The 16,461-nt window shown below is 60.3% G+C and carries 12 protein-coding genes and 1 other RNA gene; 5 read left to right on the top strand and 8 right to left on the bottom strand.

Annotated elements, in window-relative coordinates:
- Positions 1 to 653 precede the first annotated feature (653 nt).
- On the top strand, positions 654 to 971 hold the full coding sequence (locus AC07OJ_RS29365) for a PA4575 family protein (protein WP_262135332.1): 318 nt from the start codon (positions 654 to 656) through the stop codon (positions 969 to 971).
- A 5-nt stretch (positions 972 to 976) separates the two neighbouring features.
- On the opposite strand, the gene AC07OJ_RS29360 is transcribed toward AC07OJ_RS29365, so the two are convergent.
- Positions 977 to 2,800 carry a hypothetical protein gene (locus AC07OJ_RS29360; RefSeq protein WP_495095710.1) on the bottom strand — a complete coding sequence of 608 codons (1,824 nt, stop codon included), beginning with the start codon at positions 2,798 to 2,800 and terminating at the stop codon, positions 977 to 979.
- A 163-nt stretch (positions 2,801 to 2,963) separates the two neighbouring features.
- Here AC07OJ_RS29360 and AC07OJ_RS29355 point away from each other — a divergent pair, with 163 nt between their 5' ends.
- A complete protein-coding gene (locus tag AC07OJ_RS29355) occupies positions 2,964 to 3,452 on the top strand; it encodes a TIGR00645 family protein (RefSeq protein ID WP_010206662.1) in 489 nt (162 codons plus the stop codon).
- A gap of 15 nt (positions 3,453 to 3,467) precedes the next feature.
- On the opposite strand, the gene AC07OJ_RS29350 is transcribed toward AC07OJ_RS29355, so the two are convergent.
- A complete protein-coding gene (locus tag AC07OJ_RS29350; protein ID WP_495095709.1) occupies positions 3,468 to 4,907 on the bottom strand; it encodes an ArnT family glycosyltransferase in 1,440 nt (479 codons plus the stop codon).
- A 125-nt stretch (positions 4,908 to 5,032) separates the two neighbouring features.
- Positions 5,033 to 6,058 carry a hypothetical protein gene (locus AC07OJ_RS29345; protein ID WP_495095708.1) on the bottom strand — a complete coding sequence of 342 codons (1,026 nt, stop codon included), beginning with the start codon at positions 6,056 to 6,058 and terminating at the stop codon, positions 5,033 to 5,035.
- A gap of 165 nt (positions 6,059 to 6,223) precedes the next feature.
- Here AC07OJ_RS29345 and AC07OJ_RS29340 point away from each other — a divergent pair, with 165 nt between their 5' ends.
- The 3 genes from AC07OJ_RS29340 (at position 6,224) to AC07OJ_RS29330 (ending at position 10,216) form a co-directional block, all read left to right on the top strand.
- The gene (locus AC07OJ_RS29340) at positions 6,224 to 6,733 is read left to right on the top strand and encodes a sigma-70 family RNA polymerase sigma factor (protein ID WP_065910220.1); all 510 of its coding nucleotides are present in this window, start codon (positions 6,224 to 6,226) and stop codon (positions 6,731 to 6,733) included.
- Positions 6,730 to 7,698 (top strand): DUF4880 domain-containing protein, encoded by a 969-nt coding sequence (locus AC07OJ_RS29335; protein ID WP_495095707.1) that lies wholly within the window; start codon positions 6,730 to 6,732, stop codon positions 7,696 to 7,698. Before AC07OJ_RS29340 ends, AC07OJ_RS29335 begins: the two co-directional genes overlap by 4 nt.
- Before the next feature lie 109 nt (positions 7,699 to 7,807).
- Positions 7,808 to 10,216, top strand: a complete 2,409-nt coding sequence (locus AC07OJ_RS29330; RefSeq protein WP_065910224.1) for a TonB-dependent siderophore receptor — start codon at positions 7,808 to 7,810, stop codon at positions 10,214 to 10,216.
- 42 nt (positions 10,217 to 10,258) lie between these two features.
- Here the strand turns inward: AC07OJ_RS29330 and AC07OJ_RS29325 are convergent, their stop codons facing one another.
- From AC07OJ_RS29325 to AC07OJ_RS29305, 5 genes are all read right to left on the bottom strand, one after another.
- Positions 10,259 to 10,525 carry a DUF6124 family protein gene (locus tag AC07OJ_RS29325; RefSeq protein ID WP_495095706.1) on the bottom strand — a complete coding sequence of 89 codons (267 nt, stop codon included), beginning with the start codon at positions 10,523 to 10,525 and terminating at the stop codon, positions 10,259 to 10,261.
- Between the two features lie 366 nt (positions 10,526 to 10,891).
- Positions 10,892 to 11,288: a transfer-messenger RNA gene (ssrA, locus tag AC07OJ_RS29320) on the bottom strand.
- Positions 11,289 to 11,390: 102 nt separating this feature from the next.
- Positions 11,391 to 11,672: a PA2433 domain-containing protein gene (locus AC07OJ_RS29315; RefSeq protein WP_065910245.1), complete on the bottom strand. Its 282-nt coding sequence runs from the start codon at positions 11,670 to 11,672 to the stop codon at positions 11,391 to 11,393.
- Between the two features lie 135 nt (positions 11,673 to 11,807).
- Positions 11,808 to 14,618, bottom strand: a complete 2,811-nt coding sequence (locus AC07OJ_RS29310; RefSeq protein WP_495095705.1) for an FAD-binding and (Fe-S)-binding domain-containing protein — start codon at positions 14,616 to 14,618, stop codon at positions 11,808 to 11,810.
- Between the two features lie 70 nt (positions 14,619 to 14,688).
- A complete protein-coding gene (locus AC07OJ_RS29305) occupies positions 14,689 to 16,383 on the bottom strand; it encodes a lactate permease LctP family transporter (protein ID WP_495095704.1) in 1,695 nt (564 codons plus the stop codon).
- Positions 16,384 to 16,461: the final 78 nt, after the last annotated feature.

Here is a 16,461-nt window from a genome sequence, read left to right as displayed (position 1 = left end):
GGCTGCGAAAGCGGTGTGCCTGGCGAAGAAAAATGCCAGCAATACCGCCGCCTTCGCAGCCTCGCTGGGGCTCGACAGCTCCTACACTTGGGCTGCGTCGCGTCGGATATTGCGATCACCCAGGGGATTGAAATCAGGCGACACCGCCAATCCCCTGTAGGAGCTGTCGAGCTTTAGCGAGGCTGCGAAAGCGGTGTCTCAGGCGCAGAAAAGGCCAGCAATACCGCCGCCTTCGCAGCCTCGCTGGGGCTCGACAACTCCCACACTTGGGCTGCGTCGCGTCGGATATTGCGATTCACCTAGGGGATTGAAGTCAGGCCGACACCGCAATCCCCTGTGGGAGCTGTCGAGCTTTAGCGAGGCTGCGAAAGCGGTGTCTCAGGCGCAGAAAATGCCAGCAATGCCGCCGCCTTCGCAGCCTCGCTAAAGCTCGACACTAGCTTCCGCATTGGAACAACGGTGCCTTGGGACACCGATAAAATCGCCACATTTTTGACTCGTCTATAGAGGCCCAACGCCCGTTGGTCCCTACAACCTTGGTTTGCACTGGTTTTATTCTATTCTCTGATCAAGGGATATCCACAGGAGTCGCTGGATAGAAACAGCCTCGCCATCGGCTGAGGTTGAACACCGATCTACCGAGGGTCGCCGCCATGCCGCGCAACCTTTGCCTTACCCGCCAATGCCTGGGCCTGGTCACCCGTATCGAATGCTCCATTCGCCCTCTCGCGGGGGATAACGGGATGTGGACCCTGCTGTTTGCTGCCGGAATGACTGGCGAGCAGCCCTCCACCATCAAGTCCCAGGGCCCGTTTCATGGGCCCTTCGTCGCCGAAACCATTCTGCAATCGATTGTCGAAAGCCTGACCCTGCACGGCTATGAACTGGCGGATGACCCGCAGATCTGGTGCCTGCACCTGCAGGCCCATCTGCGGCAACTCAACGGTGGGCACGAGCGCCTGGCGCTTTAGCCGGGTTACTTGCTTTCGGGCTTGTCCAACTTGACCTCAAAGCCGTACTGCACGGTGCTCAGGTCGGTGCGCTGGTAGCTTTCCAGCGCCGTGGGCTGGCCGTAGAAGTAATGCACGTCAAACATCGCCGTGCCGTATTCCTCGGCGCGGTGGCTCACGCCGAGAATTTCCTTGAGGTAGTTGCCGCTCGCGTCCTTGGCGTAGAAGCGCCAGCTGTCGGCGGGGAATTCCTTCTGGTCGACAATCAGCGCGTTGTCCTTGAGCGACAACCCCTTGGGCAGCTTGGCGACGTCAATCTCAGCCTTTTGGATGGTGGCCAAAAACAGCGGAATCGAGCCCACCACGTACGCCGGGTTTTCCGGGAACAGGTTGAGGTCGTAGGTGAGGGTGCCGCGCGCCGGGTTCAGTTCAAACGCTTCGGTGGGCAACTCGATCGGCTCGCCGCGTTCACCTTTGTCGTCAGCGGTGAAGAAGGTTACCGGTGATTCGCTGCTGTTACGCTCGCTGCCGACCAGGTCGTCATTGAACGTGAACGGATGGTCGAACACGATATGTGCGGCGCTGGCGTCTTCGACGGACTGGCTGATGGTGACGCTGTTTTTCAGTTGATCCTCAGTCATGGTCGCGTCCTTGAGCCAGCTGGCGGCACCGTCGTCATACACGGTGACCGGCATGGGCAAGGCTTGGACGGTCTTTTCCAGGCTGTTCTTGTCGAAGCGCTGTACCGGCAGGTCGAGGTCCTTGCGAGTGAGCGTGGCCGCGGAGAAATCCAGCACGTTGATCTGCAGGTTGTCGATCAGGCCGTTGAAATACACTTTGGCGTAATGGCTGGTCTGCTTGTGTTCGAAGGCTTTCTGCTCATCGGTCAGCTGTTTTTCAAACGCATCCGACCAGGCCTTCTGCTTTTGCATCTCGGCCAGTTGCTTCTCGTAGAACTCGACTTGCGCGGCGCTTTCGTTGATTGAACCGGAGCGTGTGAGGAATTGCCCGGTGCTGTCGCGTGCCTGCACCAGCAGGGGGTTGGGTGACTCGTCGCCGACTTCCGGCGCCAGCGGTTGGCTGTTGGTCAGCTCGATCTCGGCGTAGTTTTTTTCCAGAAGCACCAGGTTGACCGTGATATTGCCTTCGGTGCGCTTGTGGCCCACGTCCTTTTTCGACAGGTCGAACGTCAGCACTTTGCCCGGCGCAACCACTTCCACCGTACCTTTGAGGCGGACCGGCTGCGGCTGGCTTTTGTTTTCTGTCTCGATGCCATCGATGAACGGGTAGGTCACCGTCAGGTCATCCGGGTTGGTCAGGTTGGAGCTGCTGGGGCTCAGCTGGATGCCCGGATCGGTTTCCGACCATTCGGGCTGAAACGGCACGACCTTGTCGTTGCTCAAGGTGACCGACTGCCACTCCAGGCCATGGGGAAAGGGGAATTGCTCGGGGGTATTGAAGTTGAACGGGAAGACCGGCTGCAGATCCGTCAGGTAGTCGGAGTGCGAGGCCTTGCGCAGCACGAACAGGCCATTGATGTAGGTGTCCACCAGCGCCTGGGGCGTGGGGTAATGCTTGAGCAGGGCCAGGCTGTCTTCGCCGTATTCGGCTTCGATGGGCTTGGTCGCGAGTTTGACCCGCGCGCGTTCCAGCAACAGCAGCGAGCCGCCGAGGTCGGCGATGGCGTCGCGCAGTTTGGGGTCCTGGATGCTGTCGAGGGAGTGTTCGAATTTTGCGGTTTTCTCTTCGAGGGTGGTCTGCTTCTGCTCATCGCTGGGGGAGCAGCCGCTGGCCAGCAGCAATGCCGCGCACAGGCCGAGACTGGCCAAGGGGGATCGCACATCCATCATCTGAATTCTTCCTGTCCGACGTCATGGAGCCGAGTTGATGGGCTCGACACTAGCAGAAAAATTCTCTTACAGATGCCGCACAGGTCAGTTTTCTCGCGGTTACAGGTGTTTGGTAGCGGCTGGTATACTCGCCGCCATTTTTAGCCAAGCTGTGTGAGATCCAATGGAACGCTTTATCGAAAATGCTATGTACGCCTCGCGCTGGCTGCTGGCGCCGATCTATTTCGGCTTGTCCCTCGGGTTGCTGGCGCTGGCGCTGAAATTTTTCCAGGAAGTGATTCACTTGCTGCCGAGCGTGTTCTCGATGGCGGAGTCCGAGCTGATCCTGGTGCTGCTGTCGCTGATCGACATGGCCCTGGTCGGTGGCTTGCTGGTGATGGTGATGATTTCCGGCTACGAGAACTTCGTCTCGCAGCTGGACATCGACGACAACAAGGAAAAGCTCAACTGGCTGGGCACCATGGACTCTTCGTCGCTGAAGATGAAAGTCGCGGCGTCCATCGTGGCGATTTCCTCCATCCACCTGCTGCGCATCTTCATGGACGCCAAGAACGTCGATCCGCAACACCTGATGTGGTACGTGATCATCCACATGACCTTCGTGGTCTCGGCGTTTGCCATGGGTTACCTGGACAAGGTCACCAAGCACTGATGCCCCGCGCCGGCCTTACTGCTCGATGAAGTAGTAAGGCTGGCGGTTGATCGCCATCTCCTTGATGACCGTGACCTTGGTGGTTAAATCGTTGGTGTGGTCCAGCAGCGCAACGTTGCCGGGCCTGGCGGTCAAAAAGCGCTGAAGCTCGGCTTCGGTCTGCAGGATCGGCAGATAGGCCTGGGTGTAGAACACGCTGGCGCCGGCAATCCGCTCATTGGGCTGAAACAACACCACCTCCTTGCCTTCGGCTTGCAGTGCCTGGATCTGACTGATCAACGGCACGAACGACTGGCGCACGTCGGCTTTGGGCGCGAACCAAAAGGCGGCTATCAGGTAGCAGGCGACCGCCAGGGTGAACACGCCGCCCACCAGCCTGGTGTGGTGTTTATACAACCCCGGTTTGTGGGTCTTGAGCCATTCCAGCAGCACCCGTGCATATTCTGCCGCCAATACGGCGGCGGCTGGCGTGAGCGCCATCAAGTACACCGTGCGTTTGCTCGACGCGAAGGTCAGCAGGGTGAACTGCGCCACCAGCCACACGCTGAAAAACAGGTGGTAACGGTTGCGCACCAGGCTTTTACGGAAATGCCACAGCCCCAGGTACACCAGGATGTTCCAGGGCAGGAACGCCTCGGGCAGCTTCGCGATGTAGTAGTAGATCGGCTCGTAGTGTCCCGCCTCGACAAACGAGCCGCTGAAGCGCCCGACGCTGTTGGTCCACAACACTTCTCCCACCGCCTGCATGCCGCCGCGCTGGAACAGGAAGCCCAGCCAGATCATCAGCGGTATCAGCGCCAGCAAAGTGAAGAGGGCCGGCTTGAGCCAGTCGCCTATGCGCAGGCGTTTGTCCATCAGGCTGGTGCTGGCCAGGTACACGAAGATCACGATACCCGGCATCGCCAGGCCCAGCACGCCCTTGCTCAAGGTGGCGATGACCATCCCCACGGTAAACAGGGCCCAGGGCCAGGCGTTGCCGCCTTGACGCTCGGACTCGGGCCGCATCGCCTGATAGAACGCCAGCAGCGCGGTGGTGACGCCCAGGGTCAGTAACGAGTCCTCACCCACGCCGCGCACATTGCCCCAGTAACTGGCCATGGTCGCGAGGATCAAGGCGGCACTGAACGCCAGCGTCTTCGGCCGCCCGAACGTGCGCAGCATGCCGTAGAGCAGCATCACGCTGAACAACCCGGCAAAGGCCGAGGCCAGGCGCACCGCCCAGGTGGTCCCGCCAAACAGGCGAATCGCCCCGGCGTCGATCCACAGGCTCAGCGGAGGTTTTTCCAGGAAGGGCTCGCGAAACAACTGCGGCACCACCCAGTTGTTGTCCAGGTGCATGGCCATGGCGATCCCGGCCACACGGGCTTCGGTGGACCCTTGCAACTCATGGTTGCCCAAGGCAAAGAAGAACAACAGACCAGCAAGCAGCAACAGCAAAGGAGCGGGACGCGTCATGGGTTCTGGCTACCAAGGCAGGAGGACCGTCCGGGGGAACGGTCATTGCAATTGGCTAGTATCCGTCGGCGTTTCTGAATATTTCGTGAACGAGTGTCGGATTTTTTTAAAGTGCACCCAGACCCTCACGGGGCCTTCAAACTGGGGACTGCGGCCTTGCCTTGCGCCGAGAGCACCGGCTCCAGTTGCTCCCAGGTAAAGCTCAGCTCGTTGTCACAGCCGTCGCCTTGGGCGGGTGTCGAGAGTTGCAGGCCCTGGGTGTTGAAGCTCAAATCGAACGTGGAATAGCTGGTCACCGCCGGGCACCCTTCGTCGGTGGTGGTCTGTTTGGCCAGCCACGCGCTGAAGTGGGCGGGCAGTTTGACTTGGCCCGAGTAGGGGTTGTCCCATTGCTCGCGGCCTCCCAGCCACGTCCACGGGTCGACTTTTTCGCCGGTTTGCAGGTTCCAGCTGTGCAGGCCCCAACTGATGCCACCGCGCCCGTAGCCCGCCGACCAGCGATAGAAGCGCACGGTGATCCAGTGCGTTGACCAGTACGACGGCTCCACCGTGATCTCGCTGGTCGTGGTGCCGCCACTCTGGTCCAGTGAGTTGCGCCGCTCCCGGTAGAAGTCCGTCTGGCCCTCTGGATTGATGGCCATGCGCGCGAGGTCGCGGTTGATCTTATCGATCGCTTCCCCGTCCCCTTCAAGTTTCAGGATGACCTGTCCACCTTGGGTCTTCACTTGATAGGCATGCTCGGCGAAGGTCTTCTTCTCGACCTTTACCGCAGGCGGCGCGGCTTCGAGAGGAAGGTTGTAGGTGTCGCTCGCGCACCCGTCGGCGTCCGCGCGTTTCAACACCAACGCCAGGCTTTTACCACCCAGGGCTTTGCTCCAGGTGCCGGTCAGCGAGTCGTCTCGCGGGTCGTCCAACTGCCAGAAGCCGGTTTGCCCTTCTTCCACCCACGGCTCACTGGCATTGGCCTGAGTCAGCTGAATGGGCGTGAGAATACGTTGGTAGTAGTAACTGCCATTGGCGCCGTGGGCGCCGTTGAAACAGACGGTGATCGCGGATTTGCCCAAAGTGCCCGTCCAGACGCCAGCGAGGTCGGCGGCGGTTGCGAGCACTGGGGCGCAGGCGAGGGTGAGAACAGCAAGGGGCTTCAGCACGGGTATCGGACTTCCGGTTGTCTGATAGAGGCGGTCAGGGTAATGGGAAGTGCGGGGGAGTCCAAGAGGGCAGGTGCCACGCTCAGTGAGAAACTCCTAACCAGTCTCTAATGAGAAGTATTATCATATGTGACTTTCCTTAGCCGTCCCCTGGATATCACACCGATGGCCTCATCTTCTTCTGCCCATCAGGTCGTGGGCGAACTCTACGCCCAACATCACAACTGGGTGGTGCAGTTGCTGCGGCGCAAGTTGGGTGGGCAGGAACAGGCCCTGGACCTGGCGCAGGATACCTTCGTGCGGATCTTGAGCAGCGGCACCGTGCCGGTTTTCCGTGAGCCGCGTGCTTACCTCACGACGGTTGCCAGTCGATTGTGCGGGCAGTATTTCCGTCGTCAGGCGTTGGAGCGTGCATATGAGCAGTCACTGACAGTCCTGGAACCTGAACACATGCCTTCGCCGGAAACCCGCTTGCTGGTGCTTGAAGCATTGGACTCGGTAGGCCAGGTGCTGGATGGCTTGGGCAGCAAGGTGCGCGAGATTTTCCTGCTGTCGCAGCTGGACGGCCTGACTTATCCACAGATCGCCGAACGCATGGACCTCACTGTGAATGTGGTGCAAAAAGCCATGCTCAAGGCCTATCGCCACTGCTACCTGGCGGTGTACGCGGGATGAACCGTTTCAAGCCCGCCAACGATCAACCCCTGGACGAACGTGTGCTGGATCAGGCGTTGAACTGGATGGTCGCCCTGCAATCAGGCACTTGTAATGCCGCCGAGCAGCACGCCTGCCAACAATGGCGCAACGAGCACCCGCAGCATGAACTGGCCTGGCAGCGCTTGGCCGGACTCAGCCGCGACATGCGCGTCAACACCCACGCGCTGTCCGCGTCCAGTGCCAGGCAATTGCTGCAGGCGCGCAGTGTTCCGTCGCGGCGCACGGTCCTCAAGGGTTTCGCTGGTTTGAGCGTGGCTACCGCGCTTGGCTTGAGCGTACGCGAGCGGGTGCTGTTGCCGGACCTGTTCAGCGATTACCACACCGCTACCGGGGAGCGACGGCATCTGCGTTTGGCCGATAACGGCGAGTTGCAATTGGATACCCGCACCGCGGTGGACATCCGTGGTGCCCACCTGACGCTTAACCTCGGCAGGTTGCTGTTGATTACTGGCATAAGCGCTGGCACTGCGGTCCAGACGGCCAATGGCTGGGTACGACCGGCGGCGCTGTCGCGGATGATCATCAGCCACGACCTGCCTCGCCAGCAGGGCACACAGGTGCAGATGCTGTCGGGTAGCGCCTCCATCGAACCTTTGCACGGCGCCAGCCTCCTGCTCGGCACGGGCCGCCAATTGAGTTTCGACCGTTTGCAGGGCGGGCCGCTCGCCACCGTGTCATTCAGCGCAGACGCCTGGACCCAGGGCCTGTTGATCGCCGAGCGCATGCCGCTGGTCGAAGTGCTTGAGCAACTCGACCGCTACCGACGCGGCGTACTGCGCTGTGACCCCGCCGTGGCGGGTTTGCAGGTGTCAGGTTCGTTTTCGCTGGACCAGCCTGAGGCCAGCCTGGACCTGCTGGTCAAAGTGTTGCCCGTCCGCGTGCAGCGGGTGTTTGGCTACCTGGCCACTGTCGTGCCGGCCTGACCTGAAATTATTTTTACATCGCGTGGCAGGTTTTTCCGTCTCGTGCATCAAGACAGGTAAGACGCAGAAAAAAGCGTCCATCCAACCCTTTCACGACAGGACAGTCTTTATGCTCAGCCGCGTCAGCGCTTTGCGCACCGTTATCCTCGGTTTATCGGTGGCAACCGCAAGCCACAGCATCATGGCCGCCACTGCGGCGCCTACCCAGCAACAATCCCAACCTCGGGCGTATGACATTTCGCCCGGTAGCCTGGACCGTGTGTTGGGGGCCTTTGGGCAGCAAGCGGGCGTGATGATCGGCATTGATTCGGCGCTGGCAGCCGGCATTCAGAGCAAAGGCCTGAAAGGCAATTTCTCGGTGGACGAAGGCCTGGAGCGCCTGTTGAGCCCGGCGGGCTTGCAGGCGGAGCGCGAGCAGGGCGGCTATCGCGTGGTGGCCAGGCCGTTGTCCCAAGACGGAAAGGTGGAGTTGCAGACCACCCAAGTCAGCGCCAACCAACTCGGCACGGTCACCGAAGGCACGGGCTCGTATACCCCGGGCACCATTGCCACGGCCACGCGCCTGGTGCTGACGCCGCGGGAAACTCCGCAATCGATCTCGGTGGTCACCCGCCAGGTCATGGATGACTTCGGTCTCAAATCCATCGACGATGTGATGCGCCACACGCCGGGCATCACCGTGTCGACCTACGACACCGAGCGCACCAACTATTACTCGCGCGGTTTCTCCATCGAGAACTTCCAGTACGACGGCATACCGACCCTGCGTGATGCTCAATACTCGGCGGGCCAGACCATGACGGACATGGCGATCTACGACCGTGTCGAAGTGCTGAAGGGCGCTACAGGCCTGCTGACCGGTGCCGGTGGCCCTGGCGGTACTATCAACCTGATCCGCAAGAAGCCGACCTCCGAGTTCAAGAGCAGCATCGAACTGGGCGCGGGCTCCTGGGATAACTACCGTTCGCAGGTCGACGTCAGCGGTCCCCTGACTGAAACCGGGAACGTGCGCGGTCGCGCAGTGGCCGCCTATCAGGACAAAAAGTCGTTCCTTGATCATTACTCGCGCAAGACCAGCGTGCTCTACGGCATTCTCGAAGTCGACCTGACCCCGGACACCCTGCTGACCCTGGGCGCCGACTACCAGGACAGCGACCCCAAAGGTTCCAGCTGGACTGGCACCCGTACCATCTTCGACGCCACCGGCAACAAACTCGACTTGCCGCGCTCGTTCAACAACGGGCCGAAATGGGGCTCATGGCAACAATACAGCCACACTGTCTTCGCCACCCTGGAACACAGCTTCGACAACGGCTGGGTCACCAAAGGCCAGTACAACCATCAGGTCAACGGCTATGACGCGCCATTGGGCTACATCTCCCAGGATTCCGCGACAGCCAGTTCGATCTATGCGGCCAAATACACCGGCGACACCACCAGCGACAGCCTGGATGTGTACGCCTCGGGACCATTTGAGCTGTTCGGGCGTGAGCATGAACTGGTGATCGGGCAGTCCGTTTCCAGCTCACGGTGGAAGGGCAAGGACTACCGTAACCCCGTCTACTTCGACAACTCCTATGATTTCTACAACTGGCACGGCGAGGCTATCGAGCCTGCGTGGGGTAAGGCATCCCGCTTCAGTGATGAAATCACCCGCCAGACCGGCACCTATGTCACCGGGCGCTTCAGCCTGACCGATGCGCTGCACCTGTTGCTCGGCACGCGGGTTGCCAACTATCAGGTCACTGGCACCAGCGACACCGAAGAAAGCGGCAAGGTGGTGCCGTACGCCGGCCTGACGTACGACCTCAACGAAAACTTCACCGCCTACGCCAGCTACACGGAAATCTTCAAGCCGCAGACCCAGTACCGCGATCGAACCAACACCATGCTTCAACCCGACGAGGGCAAAAACTACGAGATAGGCCTCAAGGGCGAATTCTTCGATGGCCGCCTGAATGCCAGCCTCGCCTACTTCGAGGTGCACGAAACCAATCGCCCAATCGCCGATACCGCCTGGAACTCGCAGCCGGCCGTCGACTACGCGTACATGGGCACCGAGAGCAAAACCAAAGGCTACGAAGCCGAAATCTCCGGCGAACTCGCGCCAGGCTGGCAGTTGCAGGCCGGGTACACCCACAAGATCGCTCGCGATGCCGATGGCAAGAAAGTGGCGACCTGGGAGCCCGAGGATCAGGTCACCCTTTACACCAGCTACAAACTCCAAGGCAGCCTGGACAAACTCACCCTCGGTGGTGGCACGCGCTGGCAGAGTGCGGGCTGGCAAACCGTGCGCAACTGGGGCTATCCCGGTGGCGGCCGTTCGGAAAAATTTACCCAAGACCCATACTGGCTGGTGGACGTGATGGCGCGCTATCAACTGACCCAGAACCTGTCGGCCACGCTTAACGTCAACAACGTGTTCGACAAGAAGTACTTCACCAATATCGGGTTCTATGACTCGGCGTATTACGGTGACCCGCGCAACGTGATGGTTACGACTCGTTGGGATTTCTGAGGTAGATGAGAGCAAAAGGCCGAGTTTCCTCGGCCTTTTTTGTTATTGGAGTGTTTGGGTATCTTGGGTGAGCACCAGCACGCGCTCTACCAACAGTTCGCTCAGCACGATCAATTGCTGGCTGGCCAGCAGCTTGTGGCGGTTGGCACCTTCGAGTTCGAAGGCGAGGTCGGTGGTCATGGCGTTGAGTGAGGCGAGGGTTTCGCTGGCTTGGATCAGCAGGGTTTCGGGGGAGAGATCTGGGGCGAGGGTGAAGAGGGTTGTCGAGGGTGGATTGGGGGGATCTTTTTCATAATGAAGCTCCCACACTGTTTAAGGAGCTACCGCCCCCTGCTGTCAAACAGGAATGGATGGCAGCTGTACGCGGGTTGACAGACCGGAAGTGTAGGAACCCGGCGCACCCGAAGATGCCCCACGCACAGCCGCCATGAGCGAGGCGGAACGCGTCAAGCATGCCGTCTTATCAAGGGGTGTGAAAGGTTACACTTTTCGGCCTGTCAAAGCCGGTCGCTGATGAGCAGCGACGGGAGGAAGTTAGCTGTGTGGCGCGGGTTGCGCCAGTTCATCAAGGGCGCGATAGCTTGAAGGAAAATTCTGAAGGTTCATCCTGTCGGGCTTTTCAAACCCCAGAAACAACAAAACCCGCACTAGGCGGGTTCTGTCGATGCTTCGAATTGGTGGAGCCGGGGGGATTTGAACCCCCGTCCGCCAGTACTCCGCTGTCGGTACTACATGCGTAGCCGTTTCTATTAAGTTAACCCTCAGCGACCCGAAGGGCAGGGTGCTTTGGGCGAGTTGTGTAAGTTTTAGCCGCTTCGTCCACAACGTACTGCACGGCGATTCTGTTCTATATGACAATCACTTTGGGTTTACAGACATCCCCTGGTGATTGCTGGACCCGAAGGTACCAGAAGCTCAGGGCTAAGGCTGCTTACGCAGCGAGAGCGAATTCCTGGCCGTAGTTTTCGTCATTGGCAACTATAAGAAGTTGCAACAGTGGATTTACGAGTTCTGTTACCAACTCGGCATGCACCTAAAGTTTCGCGACCGGCGTCGAATCCTAAACGGCCCCGTGCTTGTAACTCGTTGTTTCTTAGTGAGTGACAAGCCTGTGCAGTGTACGCCAAACGCTCACGGAAGGCCAACCCGAAGGTTGGCCATCAACGACGGCGTGTTACTGGTTGCCGCCTTTTTCAGTGTTCTGCAGGTCTTGCAGGGCTTTGGAGGTGATCTCGATGCACTTCTTGTCATCACCTGCAGCGTGGGCTGCTTTCGCCTGGGAGACGGCAGTGTCGATTTCTCCCTTCTTGCCGCTGGTATCAGTGGCAAGCAGGGCTTGGCCGTTGTTGATTTTGTCCAGATTGATCTTGCACAGATCGGGCTCGCCCGCAGCGAAAACAGGGGAGGCCAGCATCGCAGCGGTAATGAACAAGCCAGCAAGAGCGGAACGCTTCATAGGGTATCTCCTTGCGCAAAAGGGCTCGACGCTGCTGGCGTTCAACGGCTGCCAGCGACATCACTGTTGAGCCTCGTTCGTCGAGGCCTATGCAGATGACTACGCCGGCGCGCAGGGGTTCGTTTTTTTGCAGGATTAATGCGCGCGGGCCTGGGTGACCCGGTCCACGAGATACACCAAGCCGTGATAATCAATGCCTCCGTGCTGGCTCAGGCCGATCTCGCAAGTGCGGCTGGTGGAGAGGCCTTCACTGCAATGTTGCACGGCGTCTTTGAGCGAGCGCAGCGCGTGGGCGTTGAGTTCCGGCGTGGTGAAACCCTTGTCGCCGGCAAAACCACAGCAGTGGATGCCTTCCGGGATCACCACGGTTTTTGAGCACCGTCGGGCCAGGTCGATCAACGCCTGACTTTCGCCCAAATGCTGGGTACTGCAGGTGACGTGTACCGCGATCGGCGCTTCCTGGGGGGTGAAGTCGAGTCGGTCCATCAGGTGTGTACGGATAAAACGTACCGGGTCGTAAAGGTCCAGGCGCGTTTCGCCGAGGTCTTGCACCAGGCGCAGGGTGCAGGGGCTGGTGTCGCAGTAGATCGGATCGAGTCCGCCACGGCTGGCATGCAGCAGCGCGCCGATCAGTTCCTGGCGTTTGTGCTCCGCCTGGTCGGCATACCCCTTTGAGGCAAACGGCTGGCCGCAGCACAGGCTGTCTTGATTGTCGGGGAACACCACTTGGTAACCGGCCTTTTCCAATAGGCCACGGGTTTTGTCGTACAGCGACATCTGTTCTTTATCATTGGCGGACGGCCCCATGGCGCGTGAGACGCAAGCCGCCAGGTAGACCACGCGGGGCCGCTCATCGGCCACGGCCGGGCTGAAGCGGATGGCTTTCTCTGGCTGTGGCATGGCGCTGGTCCACTGCGGGATTTGCCCCTTGGACAACCGGGTCACCGTGGCAGACAGTTTCGCCAGGCGAGGGGCGCCCAACAGCATGCGCGCACCGTTGGCGACATGCAGGGTAAAGCGCGCGCCTTGCAATGCCGTGGCGAAATGAGTGGCGAGCCATTCGGCGGTTTTTGTACGGTCGGCATCGCGGCTGCGCAGCTTCTTCACCAAGTCGCCGGTATTGATTCCTACAGGGCAACGTTGCGCACACAGGCCGGTGGCGGCGCAAGTGTCGATACCCTGGTAGTGATAGGCGACTTCGAGTTCAGTGGTGTCGACGCCTGCGCGTTTTTTCGCCTGGATATCGCGCCAGATCACGATGCGCTGGCGCGGGCTCAACGTGAGGCCTTTGGAGGGACACACCGGCTCGCAGAACCCGCACTCGATGCATTTATCCACAATCTCGTCGGCGGCCGGCAGTGGCTTGAGGTGCTTGAGGTGGATTTGCGGGTCTTCGCTGAGTACTACATCCGGGTTGAGAATGCCGTTGGGGTCCAGCAGGCGCTTGAGCTGCCACATCAGCTGATAGGCATCGCTGCCCCATTCCAGCTCGACGAAAGGCGCCATATTGCGGCCCGTGCCGTGTTCGGCCTTCAGCGAACCGCCAAACTCCACCGCCACCAATTGCGCGACGTCGTCCATGAACGCCTGGTAGCGCGTGACTTCTTCCGCGCTGTTGAAGCCTTGGGTGAACACGAAGTGCAGATTGCCTTCCAAGGCGTGTCCGAAAAGGATGGCTTCGTCGTAGTGATGTTTGTCGAACAGTTCGATCAAGCGGTTCACGCCGATCGCCAGTTGCTCGACCGGAAAGGTGACGTCTTCGATGATCACCGTGGTGCCGGTTTTGCGGACGGCACCGACGGCGGGGAAGGTGTCTTTGCGGATCGCCCACAGGCGGGCGTTTTCCACCGGGTCTTCGGTGAAGTCGACTTGCTTCTCTACAGGGAACGCCGCCAGGGACGCCATGATCAGCGCCAATTGTTCGTGCAGCAGTGATGGGGAGGCGGCGCGGGATTCGATCAGTAGCGCGCAGGCATTTTCCGATAAGTGCTGTACGAAAGCCGGCATGCCGGGTTTGTCCTGCACCGAGCGCATGCTGCGCCGGTCCAGCAGCTCCACCGCCGAGACCGGCTGGGTTTTCAGCACGGTCACCGCGTTGCAGCAGGTCTCGACATCCGGGAACACAATCAGCGCCGACGCTTTGTTGGGGTGGTCGATCACTGTGTCGTAGGTCACTGCGCTGATAAAGCCCAGCGTGCCTTCGGAGCCGACCAGCAGATGGCTGAGGATATCCAGCGGTTCATCGAAATCCACCAGGGCATTGAGCGACAGGCCGGTGGTATTTTTCAGACGATATTTGTGGCGGATTTTTGCCGCCAGTTCGGCATTTGCCCGCGTCTCGCGGCCGAGTGTCGCCAGTCGCTCAAGCAGGGCTGCATGGTGTTTTCGAAACGCTGCAACGCTGGCTGCATCCTCGGTGTCCAGTCGACTGCCATCGGCCAGTACCAGACGAATCCCGGCCAGGGTGTGATAGGTGTTCTGCGCGGTGCCGCAGCACATGCCGCTGGCATTATTGGCAACGATGCCGCCGATCTTGCAGGCATTGATCGACGCTGGATCCGGCCCGATCTTGCGCCCGAACGGCGCCAGCCACGCATTGGCCTGGGCGCCGATGACGCCGGGCTGCAGGCGGATCTGCGTGCCTTGCCCGCGAATCTCGCGGCCGTTCCAGTTGTCACCCAGCACAATCAGTACTGAATCGCTGATGGCTTGCCCGGACAGGCTGGTGCCCGCCGCGCGGAAGGTCACTGGCACGCGGTCGCGTTGGGCCAGTTGCAGCAGCGCGACGACTTCGTCTTCCGACTCCACGCGGATCACTAGCTGTGGGATCAGTCGATAAAAGCTGGCGTCGGTACCGAATGCGAGGGTGGAAAGTGGGTCGTCGAAATGCCGATCCTTCGGGATCAGCTGTATGACGTCGGCAAGGAAAGCGGCAGGCAGACTCATTGGTCCTCCAGAAATAGCTGACGCCGGAACCGGTGTCAGGCGTCGATTCTTACCCTATTGCGTGCAGGTCTCAGTGCACCAGCATACCGGTGAACCAGTAGGCCTGCGCCAAGGTGATCAGCCCGACGATCGTGGCAAAGAACAGGCTGTGCTTGAGGGTGAAGCGGAACAGGTCGGATTCCTTGCCCACCAGGCCAGTGGCTGCGCAGGCGACGGCGATTGATTGTGGCGAGATCATCTTGCCGGTCACGCCGCCGCTGGTGTTTGCCGCGACCAGCAGGGTGTCGTTGACGCCGATCTGATGCGCGGTGGTGGCTTGCAGCGAGCTGAACAGTGCATTGGATGACGTATCGGAGCCTGTCAGGAAAACCCCCAGCCAGCCGAGGAAAGGCGAGAAGAACGGGAAGGCCGCCCCGGTGCCGGCCAGCACCAGTGCCATGGTCGACGACATGCCGGAATAATTGGTGACGAAGGCGAACGCCAGCACCATGCCGATCGACAGGATGGGCCAGCGCAGCTCGTAGAAGGTCTCTTTTAAAGTGGTAAGACCAGTTTTGATATCGATCTTCAGCACCAGCATCGACACCAGTGCCGAGAAGAAAATCGCAGTGCCGGTGGCCGAGATCGGGTCCAGCTTGAACACGGCCGGGATCGCGGTGGGATTGGTGACGATGGGCGCCACCTTGATCACCAGTTGGTCCAAGTGCGGGATCGCGAAGTTGAACACCCAGCTGTACATCGAGCCGCCGGCGGCAAACATTGCCTTGAACGGTTTGAGCGTCCAGATGGTGACCAGCACGGTCAGGATCAGGAACGGCGACCAGGCCTTGAAGATCTGCACCAGGCTGTAGGGCGAAGCAACGGTGTTGCGCGGCAGGCCGAAGCCGCCAGCGCTGGCGGTGACTGCTGCGCTCGACGTGGCGCCGGCAATCTGCGCGCCCGCGGTGCGCTTGGGTTGCCAGACTTTGAGGAACAAGGTCAGGGCGATCAGGCTGGCCAGGGCCGAGGTGATGTCCGGCAGTTCCGGGCCAATGAAGTTGGAGGTGAAGTACTGGGTGACGGCGAAGCTCAAGCCAGCCACCAGCGCTGCCGGCCAGGTTTCGCGCACGCCACGCAGGCCATCCATCATGAACACCAGCCAGAACGGCACGAACAGCGACAGCAGGGGCAGTTGGCGGCCAGTCATGGCGCCGATCTTGAACGCGTCGATGCCGGTCACCTGGCCGGCCACGATGATCGGGATCCCGAGTGCGCCGAAGGCGACCGGCGCGGTGTTGGCAATCAAGCACAGGCCGGCGGCATACAGTGGGTTGAAGCCCAGGCCTACCAGCAGCGCGGCAGTGATCGCCACGGGGGCGCCGAAACCGGCGGCACCTTCCAGGAATGCGCCGAAGCAGAAGCCAATCAAGAGCACTTGAAGGCGTTGATCGTCAGTGATCGACAGCACCGAGCTGCGGATGATTTCGAATTGGCCGCTCTTGACCGTCAGTTTGTACAGGAACACGGCCGCCACGATGATCCAGGCGATAGGCCACAGGCCGTAGGCGAAGCCATAGCCGGCGGCGGCCAGCGCCATGTCTACCGGCATCTTGAAGGCGAAGATCGCGACCAGGATCGAGAGCGCCAGGGTGATGCTCCCGGCAACGTGGCCTTTGAGGCGGAACACTGCCAGGGCCAGGAAGAAGAATACGATCGGGATAACGGCGGCCAGTGCGGACAGGCCGAGGCTGCCGAGCGGGCTGTAGAGCTGTTGCCAGGTTTGCATATGGGGTGGCCCCTGATTGTTGTTGTTTAGTCAGCTTGGATAATTGGTAATACCAATTTACAATCGCTGTGGGCTAGG

Source organism: Pseudomonas sp. GW821-FHT09C08 (assembly GCF_059418125.1).
Note: the sequence above shows the minus strand (reverse complement) of the source record. Positions and strands in the feature narration are given on the sequence as shown.

Excerpts from the sequence above, each read along its gene's own strand:
- AC07OJ_RS29365 (WP_262135332.1), top strand. The coding sequence starts at position 654 with ATGCCGCGCAACCTTTGCCTTACCCGCCAATGCCTGGGCCTGGTCACC.
- AC07OJ_RS29360 (WP_495095710.1), bottom strand. The coding sequence starts at position 2,800 with ATGATGGATGTGCGATCCCCCTTGGCCAGTCTCGGCCTGTGCGCGGCA.
- AC07OJ_RS29355 (WP_010206662.1), top strand. The coding sequence starts at position 2,964 with ATGGAACGCTTTATCGAAAATGCTATGTACGCCTCGCGCTGGCTGCTG.
- AC07OJ_RS29350 (WP_495095709.1), bottom strand. The coding sequence starts at position 4,907 with ATGACGCGTCCCGCTCCTTTGCTGTTGCTGCTTGCTGGTCTGTTGTTC.
- AC07OJ_RS29340 (WP_065910220.1), top strand. The coding sequence starts at position 6,224 with ATGGCCTCATCTTCTTCTGCCCATCAGGTCGTGGGCGAACTCTACGCC.
- AC07OJ_RS29335 (WP_495095707.1), top strand. The coding sequence starts at position 6,730 with ATGAACCGTTTCAAGCCCGCCAACGATCAACCCCTGGACGAACGTGTG.
- AC07OJ_RS29330 (WP_065910224.1), top strand. The coding sequence starts at position 7,808 with ATGCTCAGCCGCGTCAGCGCTTTGCGCACCGTTATCCTCGGTTTATCG.
- AC07OJ_RS29315 (WP_065910245.1), bottom strand. The coding sequence starts at position 11,672 with ATGAAGCGTTCCGCTCTTGCTGGCTTGTTCATTACCGCTGCGATGCTG.
- AC07OJ_RS29310 (WP_495095705.1), bottom strand. The coding sequence starts at position 14,618 with ATGAGTCTGCCTGCCGCTTTCCTTGCCGACGTCATACAGCTGATCCCG.
- AC07OJ_RS29305 (WP_495095704.1), bottom strand. The coding sequence starts at position 16,383 with ATGCAAACCTGGCAACAGCTCTACAGCCCGCTCGGCAGCCTCGGCCTG.